We start from the raw sequence: 14,493 nt of genomic DNA, 5'->3' as shown, positions 1-14,493 counted from the left end.
CCTGACGCCGGATATATGTACGCAATCGACTTCCGTGTCCGTCAACTTCCGTTTGCTATTGGGAGCAGTCCATATATGTAGAAATGGCCACGATAGCGCGACATCAGCCGCATCGTCGCGAGCGTCGCCTCCAGACGCGACACCGCATCCAGCGTGCCAAGCCAGCCGAACTCGCGGGCGCTGACGACGGACAACAGGTACAGCCCGATATTGGTGGGCGAAGTCCGGTGCGCACAAACGGGCTTCGGGTTCTCCTGGAAATTGTCCAGCGGCAGCATCTGATCATCGGCCGTCACGAACGTCTCGAAATAACGCCAGGTCCGGCGCGCGTCGCGCCGCAGTTGACGCGCATCGTGCGGCGTCACCGCCAACTCGCCCGCCGGCCGCGGTGCGCGGCTCAACCAGTAGGCGATCGCGGGCGCCGCGAGCCAGACTAGCGCGAACGGGGCGGTCAGCCACCCCGCATGACGATCGACGCGCCAGCCCACCATCAGACTGGCGGCCGCGCCAAGCAGCGCGAGCGTCAACCCGCCGCGCATCTGCAGATAGGTGGACGCCAGGGTCCGGCGGTCGCGTGCGCCGGCTTCGGCCGCCGTGGTCCACTCGAGCAGGTGGCGATGGCTGATCCCCAAGCGAAACAGCGTGCGCCCGATCGCGTCGCCCATCGACCACGCCTGCTGCGGCAGCATGACGATCGACAGGCCGAACCGCGTCAGCGCGAACTGCAGCTCCGTCGACCATGCATGGAGCACGCTGCGCGTGGTCATCTTCACGTGCGTGCGGCGCCAGCGCGGCACCAGTCCGCTCATTACGGGCAACAGGAACGGCAGCGCGATCGTCACCAGCACGAAGGCACTCCAGCCGAGCGATACGGGGAGCGGCTGCATCCATCCGGCCAGTAGCGCGATCAGCATGGCAGGCGCCGTGAGCGTGCGGCGCAGGTTGTCCAGCATCTTCCAGCGGCCGACCGCCGTCAGCGGTTCGTGGCCGAAGATCAACCATGGCAGGAGTTGCCAATCGCCGCGCGCCCATCGGTGCAGGCGTCCCGCCGCGACGTCGTAGCGCGACGGCGACGCTTCGACGACCTCGACATCCGACGCCAGCCCGGCCCGCGCGAAAATGCCTTCGAACAGATCGTGACTGAGCACCGTGTTCTCCGGCACACGGCCGGCGAGCACCGCCTCGAACGCATCGACGTCGTAAATGCCCTTACCCGCATAGGAGCCTTCGTCGAACAGGTCCTGATAAATGTCCGACACGGCCGACACGTAAGGATCGATGCCGTGTGCGCTCGACGACACGCGCTGAAAAAGCGACCCCTCGTCGCCGTTCGCGAGGGACGACGCAACGCGCGGCTGAAGCACACCGTAGCCTTCGACGATGCACCGGCTCGCCGGGTCGAATACCGGCCGGTTGAGCGGGTGCGCCATCTTGCCGACCAGGCGGCGCACGGTATCGCGCAGCAGCCGCGTATCGGCATCGAGCGTAATCACGTAGCGCACGTCAGGCGGCACGCGCGGCGGTTGGCCTCCCGGCGCGACGAACGTCGTGTCCGACGCCCCGCGCAGCAACCGGTTCAGCTCGTGCAGCTTGCCGCGCTTGCGCTCCCAGCCCATCCAGCAGCGTTCGCCGTCGTTCCACACGCGCTTGCGGTGCAGCAGCAGAAAGCGTTCGCTCTCCCCCGGCGCCGCCGGATAAAGGCCATTCAACCGGTCGATACCCGCCACCGCGAATGCCAGCAGCCCGTCATCGCTGTCGGTGTGCGGGGTGGGCGCATCCACCCAGTCGGAGAGCAGTGCGAAGTAAAGCGTGCCATCGGGGCTCGCCAGGTGATGAATTTCCAGTTGCTCGATCTGCTCGGCGAGCGCCGCTTTCGTCGTCAGCAGCACCGGCACCGCGACCAGGGTGCGCAGGTCCGGCGGAATGCCGTCAAGCAACGCGAGGCCGGGCAGGATCTTCGCGCCGACATCGCGCATCACGCTGCGATTGACGAGCGCGACCGCGGCATCCAGCGCAGGTAGCAGGCCGGCGACGCCGAGCCAGATGAGCCAGTGGCCGGGCGGCTCGATGCGAATCAGCCACGCCAGCATGGCCGCCAGCAGCAGGGCCGCAATTAGCCCGATACGACCGAGATAGCCGGCGAGACCGGCGCGGCGCGTCAGGCGTCGCAACCATAACGCAACGGGCGGCCGATAGCCGATCTCCGCCTCGAATGCGGCGCGGCCGTCCGCCAGCAGGTAGTAACCTGGATCCGTCTCGCGCCCCGGCACGGCACCGGCGGCCAGCGTGCCGCGCGTCCCCTGCGCCGCCGCATCGGCGACGACGCGGCGGGCAATCTCGAGTTCGCTGACGGGCGCGCCACGGGCAAGCACTTCAACCGCGTCGCGATACAGGTTACGCGTGGGGAAATCCATCTCCGCGAAGCCCGGGTGATTACGCAGCACTTGATCGACCAGACTGATGCGCTCGAACAAAACGGTCCAGTCCACTTCCGAAATCAGCCGCATGCTGGTGATCACGTTGCGCACGGTCAGACTGGCTGCGCCCTGCTGATGGTTGACGGAGGCGACGATCTGATCCGGCGTCGCGCCGCGTGCCGCCAGGTGCCGATGCAGCCACGCCAGTGCCGGCGCGACGGCCGGATCGGGATCGTGCAGCCGCTGAATCAGCTGCACCGCGAACGCATCGTGCAATACGGCCTGTTCGTAACGGGTGACGAGCGGCTCGGCCTCCACCCGCGCATGTCCGCGTTCGCCCAGCAGGCGATCCGCAAGTGCGTCGGCGTCGAGCCGCGCGCGCCGGTCGTCGATGATCTGATCTGCGAGTCGCCGCAGGTTTTCGATCAGCACGATCCGCAACGTGATCGCCACCGCCCACAGTTCGCCGATCGTCAGCGGTTCCACGGCCTGATAGGCAAGCATGAACCGGCATAGCATATCGGGATCGAAACGGCTGTCCGTGTGGGCGACGAATGACCAGTTGATCTCGAACACGCGCGGATAACCGGCAAACGGCCCGTTGCCGAGCTTGGGGAGTTGCCGGTAATAGCGCGGGGAAAGATCGTCGCGGATCTGCCGCACCTGCTCCGCGACGAGATAGTAGTTGTCGAGCAGCCACTCCGCTGCCGGCGTGATTTCTTCGCCGCGCGCGTCTGCGGCCACGGTGTTCCGGTACGCCTTCAGCAGATGATCCGCGTTGTCCTTCAGCCGCGTCGCCAGAGACGGGCCAGAGGCCGCCCCGGGAACTACCTTCTGCGCACGCGCCAGAATTCCCGCATGCTGCGCCAGCCGTTCATCGCCGAGGAACTCCTCGCGAATCGGCCGTGCATTGCTCCATGGCGATGTCCGGCGTCGCGAAACACGCGCAACGGGAATCTTCAAGGCCCCTTCTCCCGAATGACCACTCCATCCGCCCAGGCTTCACGCCCGAAGCGTCGCACCGTCAAACCGCTTCCGACAGCGATTTCACGTCGGGTTCGAAACGCACCGCGACGTGCGGTACAGATCGGTCGGTGGCATTCGCACACGCCATCGACACGAATGCATCGCGAGTCGTGTGCAGCGCGCTCGCCTTCAGGTCGATGTCGCGCACAATGCATTTCGGTAGGCACAGCTCGATCCTCACGGAACTCGAGGTCATGCCGGTCAGGTCGATATCGAAGAACCGCCAGATTCCATCACCCACGTCGATATCCGACGCCTGCAATATCGACATATCCGTGGTCGGCGGCGGTACAAGACGCTCGGAACGGTCATAGTAGGCCCTGACCTGTCGCGCCGCAGCCACCAGCAACTCGTCATACGAGTCACCCTCCACATCGATTTCCGGAAAATCCGGAAGCGCGCCGTGATAGCGAGGATTCCCGCGCCGCGTGATATAGACCGGATATTTCATGACGCGCTCCTGACGGAAAATGCAACGAAAGTCATCATGCATGGCGGGGCTCGACGAATCTGTACGCTGAAGAACAGTCTGCGCGGCGTGTTTGATCGCGCTTGAGGCGCGAGGGACGCGATCCCGCACGCCTGGCCTGTATACGCCGTCGTCCATGTACGCCAGCGTACCGACTGCCGAAGCGTGCAGACGCATGGTGGTACTTCACGCGCAGATTGGCGATGGGCCGTGGACTTCATGACGAGGGGGACGTCGTGATGGACGTAGGCCGTTGCGCCCCCGTTTCGCCCCATATCGCCTGCGCTGTTTGATTCGACTCAAGCAGTACAAACCTGAACCATGACGCAACGCGATTCCCTCACGGAGCCGTTTGATGAAAGATCACCCGAAGCGAGAAAAGAATCACAAGGACAACCAACAAGAACAGGCTGAAGCGCGCGCAACCGACGACGGCATGCCGGTCGTGGGTCAGCAGCGAAAAAAGCGGTATCCCCTTTTGTGGAAAGCCGTCACGCCCAGACGATATATTTCCGACGCAAGGAAACGTCTCGGCATGGGTTTTCTATCGACCCTGTAACGTTTCCGTAGTCAACCTCCTCGCGCTCAAACAGAACGGGGAGCCGCCCCAGCAAGGCGGAACGGGAAGCCGGCCGAAACGCCGGCTTTTTACCTTTGCACGTCGCCCGTCACGATGAACGGCGCTCGGTCGATTCTGATTCCGAGTTCGATGGTGGACAGCCTGAACCCGGTTCTGGCATTGGCAATTGCCGGGCACGACGTGACCGATTCGACTTCGGCGCCGACGCTCAAGACGGCAGCATAGAGGTGCGACAGCATGTCGACGGCCCTGGCTATCGGAAAACCAGAAGCCGGAGTCGTGTTGCGCCCGATCAATGCGCCGCAAAAAATCGGTAAAACAATTGCTTAATCCATTCCACCGCAACCAAATAGCAGAGCAGCATTGCCAGTAGAATCAGGAAGAACTGCGGCGGGGGCGCGACGAAGCCGAGAAGCGCTGCAACCGGCATGAAGGGCAATGCGCCGGCGATCAACACGACCGCGAGCGAGGTAATTGTCAACACACGGCTTGGCCGACTCTTGAACGGACTGCCCTGCGTTCGAATGATAAATATCACCAGTACCTGAGTGGCAATCGATTCAATGAACCAGCCCGTGTGAAATAGCGCCTCGCCCGCATTGAACACCTTCAGCATGATGAAGAACATCAAGAAATCGAAGACCGAGCTCACTGGGCCGACCACCCACATGAAATTTCGAATGAACTTCGTATCCCAATGCTTGGGATGAGCAAGAAAATCGTCGTCTACGTTATCCATCGGAATAGGCAATTCCGAAACATCGTAAAGCAGATTGTTGAGGAGAATCTGCGCCGGCAGCATCGGCAAAAAGGCGAGAAACATCGTTGCGCCCGCCATGCTGAACATGTTTCCGAAATTCGAGCTCGTTCCCATCATGATGTACTTCATGATGTTGGCGAAGGTCCGTCGGCCCTCCAGGACGCCAGCACGCAATACGTTCAAGTCTTGCCGCAGCAAGATCATCGCTGCCGCCGCCTTGGCCACGTCTACCGCGCTATCGACCGAAATACCGATATCCGCGGAATGAAGCGAGGGTGCGTCATTGATCCCGTCGCCAAGATAACCGACGGTATGTCCTTGGGCTTTCAGGTTCAGGATGACGCGGTTTTTCTGCGCGGGCGTGACGCGGCAAAGCAGGTTGGCCTTCTTGATCTGCACCGCTAGCGCGGTATCGTCCATTTGCTGCATTTCGTTGCCGGTGAGTACCCCCGTGACTGGTACGCCAAGTTGTGTAAACACGTGTCGGGTGACCAGCTCACTGTCACCGGTGACGATCTTGACGTCCACGCCGATTTCCGCCAACTCCTTGAGCGCCTTGGACGCGCTGGGCTTGGGGGGATCGAGGAAGGCCGCAAAGCCGGCGAAGATCAGCTCGGTTTCGTCACTCAGACCCGCGTGCAAGCAGTCCGACGCGACCGATCGCCACGCGATGCCAAGCACTTTGAAGCCTTCTCGCTCAAGACTGTCGTGCAATGCCTGGATGGTCGCCAGCGTGGCTTCATCCAGAGGTTGCGTCCCCAGTGCTTCTCCACGCGCGTATTGTGTGGACAGTCTGAGAATATCCTCCGGCGCGCCCTTTACCACCAGCAACCGCTGCTGGGCATCATCGAGCAACACCGACACACGCCTGCGCTCGAAATCGAACGGCACTTCGTCGATCTTGCGCCAATGACCGACCTCGATCTCGGTGTGCTCAAGGATGGCGGCGTCCAGGGGGCTTTTGAGGCCGGTTTCAAAATAGCTATTGAGGTAAGCCAACTGCAGCACCTGCGCGCTGTCTCGCCCTTGCACATCCAGATGCCGTTCCAGATGGATGCGCGCCTCGGTCAGCGTGCCGGTCTTGTCGGTGCACAGCACGTCCATGCTGCCGAGGTTATGAATCGCAGCGAGCTGCTTTACGATGACATGCTGCCGGGCCATGCGCAGTGCGCCACGCGAGAGCGTTACTGTAACCACCATCGGCAGGAGTTCCGGCGTCAGCCCGACCGCAAGCGCGATAGCGAACAGAAACGACTCCAGGAAGGGGCGATGGAAGAGCGCATTGACCAGAAACACAAAAAGCACCAGCAGCACGGTCAGGCGCATGATCAGCATGCCAAAACTATGCGTACCCAGCTCAAAAGCCGTGGGGGGAGCCTTTTCCACCAGCGAATCGGCGATGCTGCCAACGGCGGTATCCGAACCAATCTGGCACACCATCGCCCTTGCCATCCCGCTTATGGCGGACGTTCCCATGAAGACAGCGTTTTCGGCCTGACTGAGGTCGCCCGTCGGCTCAGCGAGGTCGGCTGCATGTTTCTCAACTGGGTAAGATTCGCCTGTCAGCAACGCCTGGTTGACAAAGAAATCCTTAGCCTCGATCAAGCGGCAATCGGCTGGCATGAGATCGCCAGCGGTAAGCAGAACCACATCGCCAGGAACCAGCGTGGCGATCGGCACGTCCTGTGGATGTCCATCGCGTATCACCGTTGCGCGAACTGCAACCGTTTGTTTGAGCTGTTCCGCAGCCTGCCCGGCCCGATACTCCTGAACGAAATCCAGGGTCACGCTGACAAGAACGATGACCCAAATGACCACGAATCCGGTGACCTCGCCAGTCAGCGCCGACACGGCGCTGGCAGCGAGCAGGATCATTACGAGGGGATTCCTGAAGTGGTTCAGATACTGTAGCAACAGGGATCGTTCACCCCGCGAGCGCAGTGTATTGGGGCCGAAGCGCACTGCCCTTTGGCGTGCTTCCGACTGGCTCAAGCCCTCACCCGATGATGCTAAATCGGCCTGGAGTGCAGCAGAAGGCTGGTTCCAAAAGTAAGATCCCGGCTGATCCATTGCGTACACCTTATGCGGAAACTGCGCGTTCGCGCCAGGCAACCGAAGACTGCTCGAGGTCCAAACGTCAGCACAAGAGTCTGTCACGGCCCCGAGGTTCGCCGTGAGCGGCAGCCCGCCTGTTGCGGTTCTTGTCGATGGATTCCCGGAGATCTATGACTGTTGATTTGTACCAAATCTTGACCCATGGAGGGTCAGGATTCGGTGCAAATCAACAGTCTGCGCCATTTGAGTGATGAGCGCCTGGATGTAGCGCAACAACAGTCGCTGCATCGACGCGCCTTGGCAGGAACTCGTCTTTCAGGACGCGTGCGAAATTTGCACGGGATCTGCTTCCGGCAATGCTGCCAGAAAATGATTCTCGATGATGGATTGCTGACCAGACACACGTCACTCGTGATGCGGCCTCTACCACATGCTCCGGCGACGCGAGGCGTTGCGCTTAGGACTCGAGTTCGCGAAGCAGACGTTGCGCGAGGATCTTGGCGTCTTCCAGCGCGAGATCGTACTGCTCTCTGTCAGTATCAGTCTGGTATGGGGAATCATCGTTCGGCCCTTCAGCGGCGCGGCGCAGATACACGTATCCCCGGAACGTACCGTGAGCAGATTCCATTACACGAATGCGTGCGCAATGTGTTGTTGTACTGAATATGAGATCGTCCATGATGGCCCTTCATTCATATTTTGTCATCCTATCACTCCGGGCAATCAGGAACATCACCTTGATTCCAGACAGATAGATGCCGAGTCGCTCTCGGCTTCTTTCAGGGCGGGGACCCGTGCGCAAAGTTTGCGCCACAATTCATCCGGACGGCAGCCGGTCATTATCGCTGCGGTTTACTGCAGTCGAATTCTCGTCGACGTATTACTCCTGAAATCGGTACAACCGGATACGGCCCCATCAGTTCAACGACGGACTGCCGCCCGCTTTTGCGGAAGAAAAGCTTGACGCAGCGTCCGGGATGAGTTGACCGCTACACTTCCTCCGTGGCCCCGTGAAACCGCATGACCTGCGGCCCCTCACCGCACTCGCATTGCCATTTTCGAACTCAAGAACGATCGTGCATCGCATGGCGGCTCCACATCTCGACGTAGCGAGACGATGCGCTTCCACGCGGACGATTCCCGGTCCTTTTAACGGCTTCCGTCAACACCAAGATCCAGCAACTGGTGGCGTAGCGCAAAGCGAACCATGTCTGATTCGTTATTCAGGTCCAGTTTTTCCAGAATGCGCGACTTGTATGTGCTGACTGTCTTGATGCTGAGGTCCAGGCTTCCGGCCATCTGCGAAATCGATTGTCCTGATGCGAGGCCGACCAGGATCTCGAACTCCCGCGCGGTCAGGCGATGATGTGCGAGCGCCTCACTGTCGCCGTTGGTGACTTGCGCCAGCAGATCGCCCACCATCGTGCTCACGTATACCCCACCGTCGGCAAGCTTTCGAACCGCGTCGATCAGGTCCGACCGCGAGCAAGTCTTCGAAAGATATCCCGAAGCCCCGGCCCTGAACGCCCGCACCGCATGGGTCTGTTCGGACTGCGCGGTCAGAACGAGCACCCGAACCTCCTGATGCTCCTTCTTGATTTTCCTGATGAGTTCGACCCCGTGAATACCGGACATCGCCAATCCGAGCGACAACACGCGCGGCTTCACGGCGCTCACGAGTTCGAGCGTGCCGGCGCCATCTGTGGCTTCACCGGCGACCTCGACGTCGTCAACCTCCGCGAGGACGCTACGCACACCTGCCCGCGTGACGGCATGCGCGTCCGAAATCACCATTTTGATCATGGCAGACACTCATTCATTCGGTAAGCGAACCAACCCGCGATGACGGGCGATTTACTGGCACTGATTTGTTTTAAAGCATGGGATCGGGAATGCGTCTCGTCTGCACGCTGCCGTACAAAGTCCGGCGGCACGGACCGAGCGCCGCGACACGCGCACCTAGGGCGAGGCAGGGGTCCGTCGAATCCGGTGCCGAATATCGAGCAATACCCCGAAGTGGCGCCCCCTTGATCCAGATCAGCACGCAAGACGGGCACGTGCCGATGCTGTTCATACGGCGTCAAGGGTATTCCAGCCTGCCGTACAACGTCATCTATACACGCCAAAGGAGGTCGCCATGCGCACCGAACGGATAAATGAGCTATGGGCCGAATTTGATGACCTTGCTTCGAAAAGCGAAAACGAGGATGTGCAATTTCTGATCCGGGCGATCAAGCTGCATGCAGAGCTGGTGAATGCCCGACTCGCCGCGCTCGAGGCGTTGGGCGGCGTCAACGTTCAAACCAAACCGACGTAATGTGCGACCGGTGTCGGGTGGCCGGGCCAGATTCATCCCGGCGCCTGTTTGCTCCGGCGGTGATCCCGCCGGGGCTTGTCGTACGGCCCGCTGCCCCTGGCCGCCACCGCTCGCCTAGCTGCGGCGATTACCAAAGAGCCGCATCAGCATCAGGAAGAGGTTGAGAAAGTCGAGATAGAGCGCAAGCGCCCCCAGGATCGCCTTCTTGCCGGCGATCTCGTATTCTTCGTCCGCTATGTAGATGCGCTTGATGCGTTGCGTGTCGTACGCGGTGAGTCCCGTGAACACGAGCACGCCGATCACGGAAACGACAAACTGCAGCGCCGACGAAACCAGGAAGAGATTCACGACCCCCGCGATGATGATGCCGATCAGTCCCATGAACAGAAAGGAGCCGAAGCGCGAGAGATCGGCCCGTGTCGTGTAGCCGTAGAGGCTCGTTGCACCGAACGTGGCCGCGCTGATGAAGAAAACGCGCGCAATGCTCTCGCCCGTATACACGAGGAAGATGCCGGAAAGGGAGAGCCCGACCAGCGCGGCGTAGGCCCAGAAACTGATCTGCGCCGCGCCGAAGCTGATGTGCTCGATGCGGAAGCTCAGAAACATGACCAGCGCCAGCGGTGCGAGCAGCAGCACCCAGAAGAGGGGTGTTCCGGCGATCGACCGGTAAAACCCGGTTGACGCGCCGAGGTACGCAACGGCACCCGTCAGCGCCAGGCCCCCGGCCATATAGTTGTAGATGCGCCGCACATACTGCCGAAGGCCGACGTCGTCGCCGCCCAATACGCGCTGCGACTCTTCTGCTCGCGCCCCCTGTCGAAAGTCGTTTCCCATCGTCGATTCTCCTCGGATCGCAGTCGTGCGGTCGTGCTTCGTCCTGGCCACGCCCATACTCAATCTCGCCCCTCGGGCAACCGAGCACCTTGACTCACATCAAGCCCATCCGGCGCCGTACCCGCATTACAGGGCCTCGCGCGCTTGCGAATTGCAGCAGCGCGATACGGCGTCCTCGAACGTCGACAGAGGTTTCAACCAATCTTCCCAAGGGCTTTTCCATGCAACGCAGCACACAGGATTCGGATCGAGCCGCTCGCCAACGCGCGGCCGGCATCGATCCGGACAGCAGCCGGTTCTATCTGGTCGGCGGCGGCATCGCATCGATGGCAGCGGCAGCCTTTCTGATCCGGGACGGTGCCATGCCGCACGATGCGGCGCTCGAGCGTCATGCGATGCAGCACTCGCGGTTCGACGACCAGGACGGCATCTGACAGCCGACGGCAGGCGCTTACCCACGCTGGAGCCCCCGGGCGACGCCAACGAGGGTTTTCAACCGCCGCAGCCGTTGTCAGCATCCTCCTACAGCCGTTCTCCAAACCCTACGTGACTTTCCATCCCTGCCGATTTCGGTCTGGCCGCGCGCGAACCATACTGATTCATAGGGAGGTCCGGGCGCCGATCATGCCGTCGCCAGCGTCGCGCGACAATGGCGCAGCACTGTTGTTCCGCGTACCGGATCGCGGCCGTCGCGCAGACTGGATCGCCAGATTCCGAGCTGTGCCCGGCCTGCAAATGACCAGGAACGAATTTTTCGGCCAGATCGACCGCGCCACTGCATGACGCACCATCCATGCAGTGGCGCCGCACCCGACCGAGTGACGAGGAGCAGATCATGCCGACCGCCCAAGCCCACGAAAATGCCCGTCCCGCCGTCGCGTACGGGATGACGCTCGCACTTCATCCCGTCGATCGGGACGAGCGATTGAAGCACCCCGGCGCGCACTGCTCGACCTGCTCGGTCCGTTCGGCGTGCATGCCGGCGGAACTCGACGATGCAGACCTGGCCATCCTCGACGAGGTCGTCTGTACGACCCGCTCGGTCAAGCGGGGCGAGTCGCTGTTCCGCGCGCACGATACGTTCCAGAGCCTCTATTCGGTCCGCACCGGCTCATTCAAGACGATCGTCATGCATCGCGACGGCCAGGAGCAAGTGACCGGATTCCAGATCGTCGGGGAAACGCTCGGTCTCGACGGCGTGTGCAGCGGGCGTCACAACGGCGATGCGATCGCGCTGGAGGACAGCACGGTCTGCATCATCCCGTTCGGCCAACTGGAGAAGGTTTGCGCCAAGGTGCGGTCGATGCAGCACCATCTCCACAAGATGATGAGCGGCGAGATCGTGCGCGAGTCGGGCCTGATGATGCTGCTTGGCACGATGTCGGCGGAACAGCGAGTCGCGGAGTTCCTGCTGAACCTGTCCGAACGCTTCAGGGCGCGCGGCTATTCGTCGGCGGATTTCAACCTGCGCATGACGCGCGAGGAGATCGGCTGCTACCTCGGCATCAAGCTCGAAACGGTCAGCCGAATGCTGTCGAAATTCCAGCGCGACGGACTGATCGCGCCGCACGGCAAGCAGATCCATATCATCGATCTGGCCGGGCTCGCGCGCGTCTGAGCGCTGGCCGGCGCCTAGCCTCCCTGTTTCGGCCCCGGATACCGGCCTGCAGCGTCCGGCGACCGCATGCGCAGGCTCAGGCGACGGATCGCGAATATCCGCAGGTAATCATGCACGCGGGCATCTTTCGTCAGCGTCGCGATTTCGTCGTCGAGCATCCGTCGCAACGCGTCGTCCGAAATCGACAGGTCGCGCGCCAAGGCCGCCAACGACGCGAACAACCGATCCTGGTTCATCACCGCCCTCCCGCAAGGCCAAGGCCTTCATCCACGGTCGTCCTGGCTGAATCCATTGATACGCGCGGCAGCGCCACCGCGCTTGACGTGAGTCAACAAGCCCCGGATCGATGCGCGGCCCCGACCGCGGATCCAGCCGGCCGGCGAGGGTGTTCCGGAGTTTGACTTGCGTCAATCGCCGGCCTGGGACCACGCATAGACTGGATAACTTGCCGGACACCGCGCGATGGCGAGCGCTCCTGTGACACGCATGCCGGGAGACCTGCCCGCACTCGCGTGGCTCGCGGTTGGGACGGCGTCCGCCCAGGTGCCGGCGCCCGCCGCGCTCGTCGACCCGCATCAATGCATGTTCTGCCACACCGCCGACATGTCGTTCCTCGCACCGTCGTTACACCAGATCGCGGAACGGCATCGGGACACGCCGCGTGTCGAGGACTTCCTCGCGAACAAGCTGAGACTGGGCGGCCGCGCGCACTGGGGCGACACCGCGATGCGGCTGCCCGCCGAGCGTGGCGGCTCGCTGTCCTCCTGGCACGCGCATACGTTGACTCGCTGAGTCATGAGCCAGCAAAAACGTCGGCCGCCGGTGACGGCGGCCGCCCTCCTTCATCGATTCGGAGCCCATCGTGCGAATCACCCTGCATCTCGATACTTTCGCCTGCGACAACCCTTCCGCCTATGCCATTCTCTGGATCGACACGGCCATGGGCCGCTGGTCGCGCGAAGGTCATGCGGGGATGGACCTGCCCGCGTGGGGGACGCTCGTCCGCGACGGCAGCGCCACCCTGATGACGGGCCCCGACAACGCCGGCGCCCTGTGCTGGCTCGACGATTTCGGCCTCGACACACCGTCCGCGCTGTTCGAAGGCCAGGCCGGCATCGCGCGCTGGCTGCGCGATGCCCGGCAGGCGCCCGTGCCTGGCGAATGGCGGGTGCAGTGTGTCGACGATACGGCGGAGATCCCGGAGCACGAGATATTCACGGGCGACGAAGAAGATTAGCCGGACCAGCGGCGCCGGCTGCGCCGCCCCCGTCGCCCTGGCGGATCGACTCGCGCCAGGCGAACCGCGGCGGGCCGAAGCGTCGTGCCACGGCGAATCGCGTCCGATGCGCGGAACGTGTCAGCGCGGGTTCTCGTGGGTTTCAGCGGCGGTCCCGGCGAGCTGCCACTCCGCAAGATCGAACGCCCGCTGCAGCGCGTCCAAGGGATCCGCGCCCGTCATATGCGGAACGGGACGGAATTCCCCGTTGCGGGTGATCAGATCGAGTCGTACGTCATACGTCGGCTCGCGGGCCGACATGCCCATGGCCTCGATCGCGAGATGGCAGCCGGCCAGTTGCGTACAGAACGGCTCGAGGCGCATCAGCTGGATGCTCGCTTCCGCCTCCAGCCGAGCCGACCCGGCGAAGCCGAAGTAGGCGATCTGCATCCCGATTCCCATGTTCCGCTCCTGTTGATCGCACCGATTGACGGCGAGAGCCGGTTCTTCATCTTCAGTGTGGTGCGTTCGCAATGCCCGATTTCGTGCATCCATCTTCCGTGGCGCTGGGTTTGCATCGTTGATATGAGTCAAGCGACGGACATCGCCGCACGCTGTCCGCCAACCCGCGCCGGTCTCGCGAAGTCGGTGCCGAGCATCCAGCCGGCCGGCAGCGCGGCGGCAACCCGCCGCCGGCTCGTTCCTCTGGAGACGGTGCCGGCATCGGCGATCCGCGCCGGCAACAGCCGCAGGCCCGATCGGTGCGCGACCGCAGTCGCGACGCAATATGCGCAATCTGATCTTTTCCCACGCACTTCCGTATCCCCGCGCATGCCGATTACCGCGCACCGCGTCGGGCTTCCACTTGACGGCCTCGTGCGCATGCTGATCGCAGTGCGACTTACCATCCGCAACAAGCGCACCGCAACCCCGGTGCTTGCAGGGCTTCATCGGTCGGGCGGGCATAGACGCACCTCACGCGGATGGGACACGTAAACGAAAAAGCCCGCGAGGCTTTCACCTTGCGGGCTTCAATAAACGGTCGGGTAATGAGATTCGAACTACCAACTCCAGCCGACAAGGTCAGGCGGGCGGTCCAACCCGGGTCAATGCCCAGCCAACCAGGCAAGCCTCTCGAGTCGTCTTCGGCCTTCAACTTACACCCCGCCTCAAATGCCACTCGATCACGTGATGGCACAAA

At 62.4% G+C, this 14,493-nt stretch carries 16 protein-coding genes and 1 pseudogene; 7 read left to right on the top strand and 10 right to left on the bottom strand.

Going from position 1 to position 14,493, the window contains the following annotated elements:
* Positions 1–41 precede the first annotated feature (41 nt).
* Positions 42–3,380: a hypothetical protein gene (locus tag DIE11_RS35510; RefSeq protein ID WP_260437250.1), complete on the bottom strand. Its 3,339-nt coding sequence runs from the start codon at positions 3,378–3,380 to the stop codon at positions 42–44.
* A gap of 61 nt (positions 3,381–3,441) precedes the next feature.
* Positions 3,442–3,894 carry a type II toxin-antitoxin system HicB family antitoxin gene (locus DIE11_RS35505; protein ID WP_059599494.1) on the bottom strand — a complete coding sequence of 151 codons (453 nt, stop codon included), beginning with the start codon at positions 3,892–3,894 and terminating at the stop codon, positions 3,442–3,444.
* Positions 3,895–4,267: 373 nt separating this feature from the next.
* On the opposite strand from DIE11_RS35505, the gene DIE11_RS35500 reads away from it, so the two are divergent.
* Positions 4,268–4,471, top strand: coding sequence for a hypothetical protein (locus DIE11_RS35500; protein WP_124629809.1), 204 nt, complete (start codon positions 4,268–4,270; stop codon positions 4,469–4,471).
* An 89-nt stretch (positions 4,472–4,560) separates the two neighbouring features.
* On the opposite strand, the gene DIE11_RS36660 is transcribed toward DIE11_RS35500, so the two are convergent.
* The 5 genes and pseudogenes from DIE11_RS36660 to DIE11_RS35475 form a co-directional block, all read right to left on the bottom strand.
* Positions 4,561–4,731 carry a hypothetical protein gene (locus DIE11_RS36660; protein WP_185633878.1) on the bottom strand — a complete coding sequence of 57 codons (171 nt, stop codon included), beginning with the start codon at positions 4,729–4,731 and terminating at the stop codon, positions 4,561–4,563.
* Positions 4,732–4,784: 53 nt separating this feature from the next.
* On the bottom strand, positions 4,785–7,322 hold the full coding sequence (mgtA, locus tag DIE11_RS35490) for a magnesium-translocating P-type ATPase (RefSeq protein ID WP_124629808.1): 2,538 nt from the start codon (positions 7,320–7,322) through the stop codon (positions 4,785–4,787).
* A gap of 201 nt (positions 7,323–7,523) precedes the next feature.
* Positions 7,524–7,635: pseudogene (locus DIE11_RS37470) on the bottom strand (Crp/Fnr family transcriptional regulator); the annotation flags it as partial.
* A 129-nt stretch (positions 7,636–7,764) separates the two neighbouring features.
* Positions 7,765–7,986: a hypothetical protein gene (locus DIE11_RS35480; protein WP_059599497.1), complete on the bottom strand. Its 222-nt coding sequence runs from the start codon at positions 7,984–7,986 to the stop codon at positions 7,765–7,767.
* A 470-nt stretch (positions 7,987–8,456) separates the two neighbouring features.
* Positions 8,457–9,110 carry a response regulator transcription factor gene (locus tag DIE11_RS35475; RefSeq protein ID WP_124629807.1) on the bottom strand — a complete coding sequence of 218 codons (654 nt, stop codon included), beginning with the start codon at positions 9,108–9,110 and terminating at the stop codon, positions 8,457–8,459.
* Between the two features lie 334 nt (positions 9,111–9,444).
* Between DIE11_RS35475 and DIE11_RS35470 the strand changes: the two genes are divergently transcribed.
* Positions 9,445–9,624 (top strand): hypothetical protein, encoded by a 180-nt coding sequence (locus tag DIE11_RS35470; RefSeq protein ID WP_059599499.1) that lies wholly within the window; start codon positions 9,445–9,447, stop codon positions 9,622–9,624.
* A gap of 114 nt (positions 9,625–9,738) precedes the next feature.
* On the opposite strand, the gene DIE11_RS35465 is transcribed toward DIE11_RS35470, so the two are convergent.
* Positions 9,739–10,458 (bottom strand): Bax inhibitor-1/YccA family protein, encoded by a 720-nt coding sequence (locus tag DIE11_RS35465; RefSeq protein WP_124629806.1) that lies wholly within the window; start codon positions 10,456–10,458, stop codon positions 9,739–9,741.
* A gap of 89 nt (positions 10,459–10,547) precedes the next feature.
* On the opposite strand from DIE11_RS35465, the gene DIE11_RS37330 reads away from it, so the two are divergent.
* Together DIE11_RS37330 and DIE11_RS35450 are read left to right on the top strand one after the other, a co-directional pair.
* Entirely contained in the window at positions 10,548–10,892 is a 345-nt protein-coding gene (locus DIE11_RS37330) for an oleate hydratase (RefSeq protein WP_260437249.1), read from the top strand.
* A 401-nt stretch (positions 10,893–11,293) separates the two neighbouring features.
* Complete coding sequence (locus DIE11_RS35450; RefSeq protein WP_124629803.1) at positions 11,294–12,076, top strand: helix-turn-helix domain-containing protein; 783 nt, start codon at positions 11,294–11,296, stop codon at positions 12,074–12,076.
* A gap of 14 nt (positions 12,077–12,090) precedes the next feature.
* Here DIE11_RS35450 and DIE11_RS35445 read toward each other — a convergent pair whose 3' ends face one another.
* Positions 12,091–12,312: a DUF3562 domain-containing protein gene (locus DIE11_RS35445; RefSeq protein ID WP_124629802.1), complete on the bottom strand. Its 222-nt coding sequence runs from the start codon at positions 12,310–12,312 to the stop codon at positions 12,091–12,093.
* Between the two features lie 226 nt (positions 12,313–12,538).
* Between DIE11_RS35445 and DIE11_RS35440 the strand changes: the two genes are divergently transcribed.
* Both DIE11_RS35440 and DIE11_RS35435 read left to right on the top strand, forming a co-directional pair.
* Positions 12,539–12,868 carry a c-type cytochrome gene (locus tag DIE11_RS35440; RefSeq protein WP_409364598.1) on the top strand — a complete coding sequence of 110 codons (330 nt, stop codon included), beginning with the start codon at positions 12,539–12,541 and terminating at the stop codon, positions 12,866–12,868.
* Between the two features lie 70 nt (positions 12,869–12,938).
* On the top strand, positions 12,939–13,313 hold the full coding sequence (locus DIE11_RS35435) for a DUF3564 family protein (protein ID WP_124629801.1): 375 nt from the start codon (positions 12,939–12,941) through the stop codon (positions 13,311–13,313).
* Between the two features lie 120 nt (positions 13,314–13,433).
* On the opposite strand, the gene DIE11_RS35430 is transcribed toward DIE11_RS35435, so the two are convergent.
* Positions 13,434–13,742: a hypothetical protein gene (locus DIE11_RS35430; RefSeq protein WP_170296452.1), complete on the bottom strand. Its 309-nt coding sequence runs from the start codon at positions 13,740–13,742 to the stop codon at positions 13,434–13,436.
* 24 nt (positions 13,743–13,766) lie between these two features.
* Between DIE11_RS35430 and DIE11_RS36655 the strand changes: the two genes are divergently transcribed.
* Positions 13,767–14,288: a hypothetical protein gene (locus DIE11_RS36655; protein ID WP_185633877.1), complete on the top strand. Its 522-nt coding sequence runs from the start codon at positions 13,767–13,769 to the stop codon at positions 14,286–14,288.
* Positions 14,289–14,493 lie beyond the last annotated feature (205 nt).

It is taken from the genome of Burkholderia sp. Bp9012, from assembly GCF_003853825.1.
GTDB lineage: Bacteria > Pseudomonadota > Gammaproteobacteria > Burkholderiales > Burkholderiaceae > Burkholderia > Burkholderia diffusa.
The sequence above is the reverse complement of the archived record's forward strand: the minus strand, read 5'-3'. Positions and strand labels throughout refer to the sequence as shown.

Excerpts from the sequence above, each read along its gene's own strand:
- DIE11_RS35505 (WP_059599494.1), bottom strand. The coding sequence starts at position 3,894 with ATGAAATATCCGGTCTATATCACGCGGCGCGGGAATCCTCGCTATCAC.
- DIE11_RS35500 (WP_124629809.1), top strand. The coding sequence starts at position 4,268 with ATGAAAGATCACCCGAAGCGAGAAAAGAATCACAAGGACAACCAACAA.
- DIE11_RS36660 (WP_185633878.1), bottom strand. The coding sequence starts at position 4,731 with ATGCTGTCGCACCTCTATGCTGCCGTCTTGAGCGTCGGCGCCGAAGTC.
- mgtA (WP_124629808.1), bottom strand. The coding sequence starts at position 7,322 with ATGGATCAGCCGGGATCTTACTTTTGGAACCAGCCTTCTGCTGCACTC.
- DIE11_RS35480 (WP_059599497.1), bottom strand. The coding sequence starts at position 7,986 with ATGGACGATCTCATATTCAGTACAACAACACATTGCGCACGCATTCGT.
- DIE11_RS35475 (WP_124629807.1), bottom strand. The coding sequence starts at position 9,110 with ATGATCAAAATGGTGATTTCGGACGCGCATGCCGTCACGCGGGCAGGT.
- DIE11_RS35470 (WP_059599499.1), top strand. The coding sequence starts at position 9,445 with ATGCGCACCGAACGGATAAATGAGCTATGGGCCGAATTTGATGACCTT.
- DIE11_RS35465 (WP_124629806.1), bottom strand. The coding sequence starts at position 10,458 with ATGGGAAACGACTTTCGACAGGGGGCGCGAGCAGAAGAGTCGCAGCGC.
- DIE11_RS35450 (WP_124629803.1), top strand. The coding sequence starts at position 11,294 with ATGCCGACCGCCCAAGCCCACGAAAATGCCCGTCCCGCCGTCGCGTAC.
- DIE11_RS35445 (WP_124629802.1), bottom strand. The coding sequence starts at position 12,312 with ATGAACCAGGATCGGTTGTTCGCGTCGTTGGCGGCCTTGGCGCGCGAC.
- DIE11_RS35440 (WP_409364598.1), top strand. The coding sequence starts at position 12,539 with ATGGCGAGCGCTCCTGTGACACGCATGCCGGGAGACCTGCCCGCACTC.
- DIE11_RS35430 (WP_170296452.1), bottom strand. The coding sequence starts at position 13,742 with ATGCAGATCGCCTACTTCGGCTTCGCCGGGTCGGCTCGGCTGGAGGCG.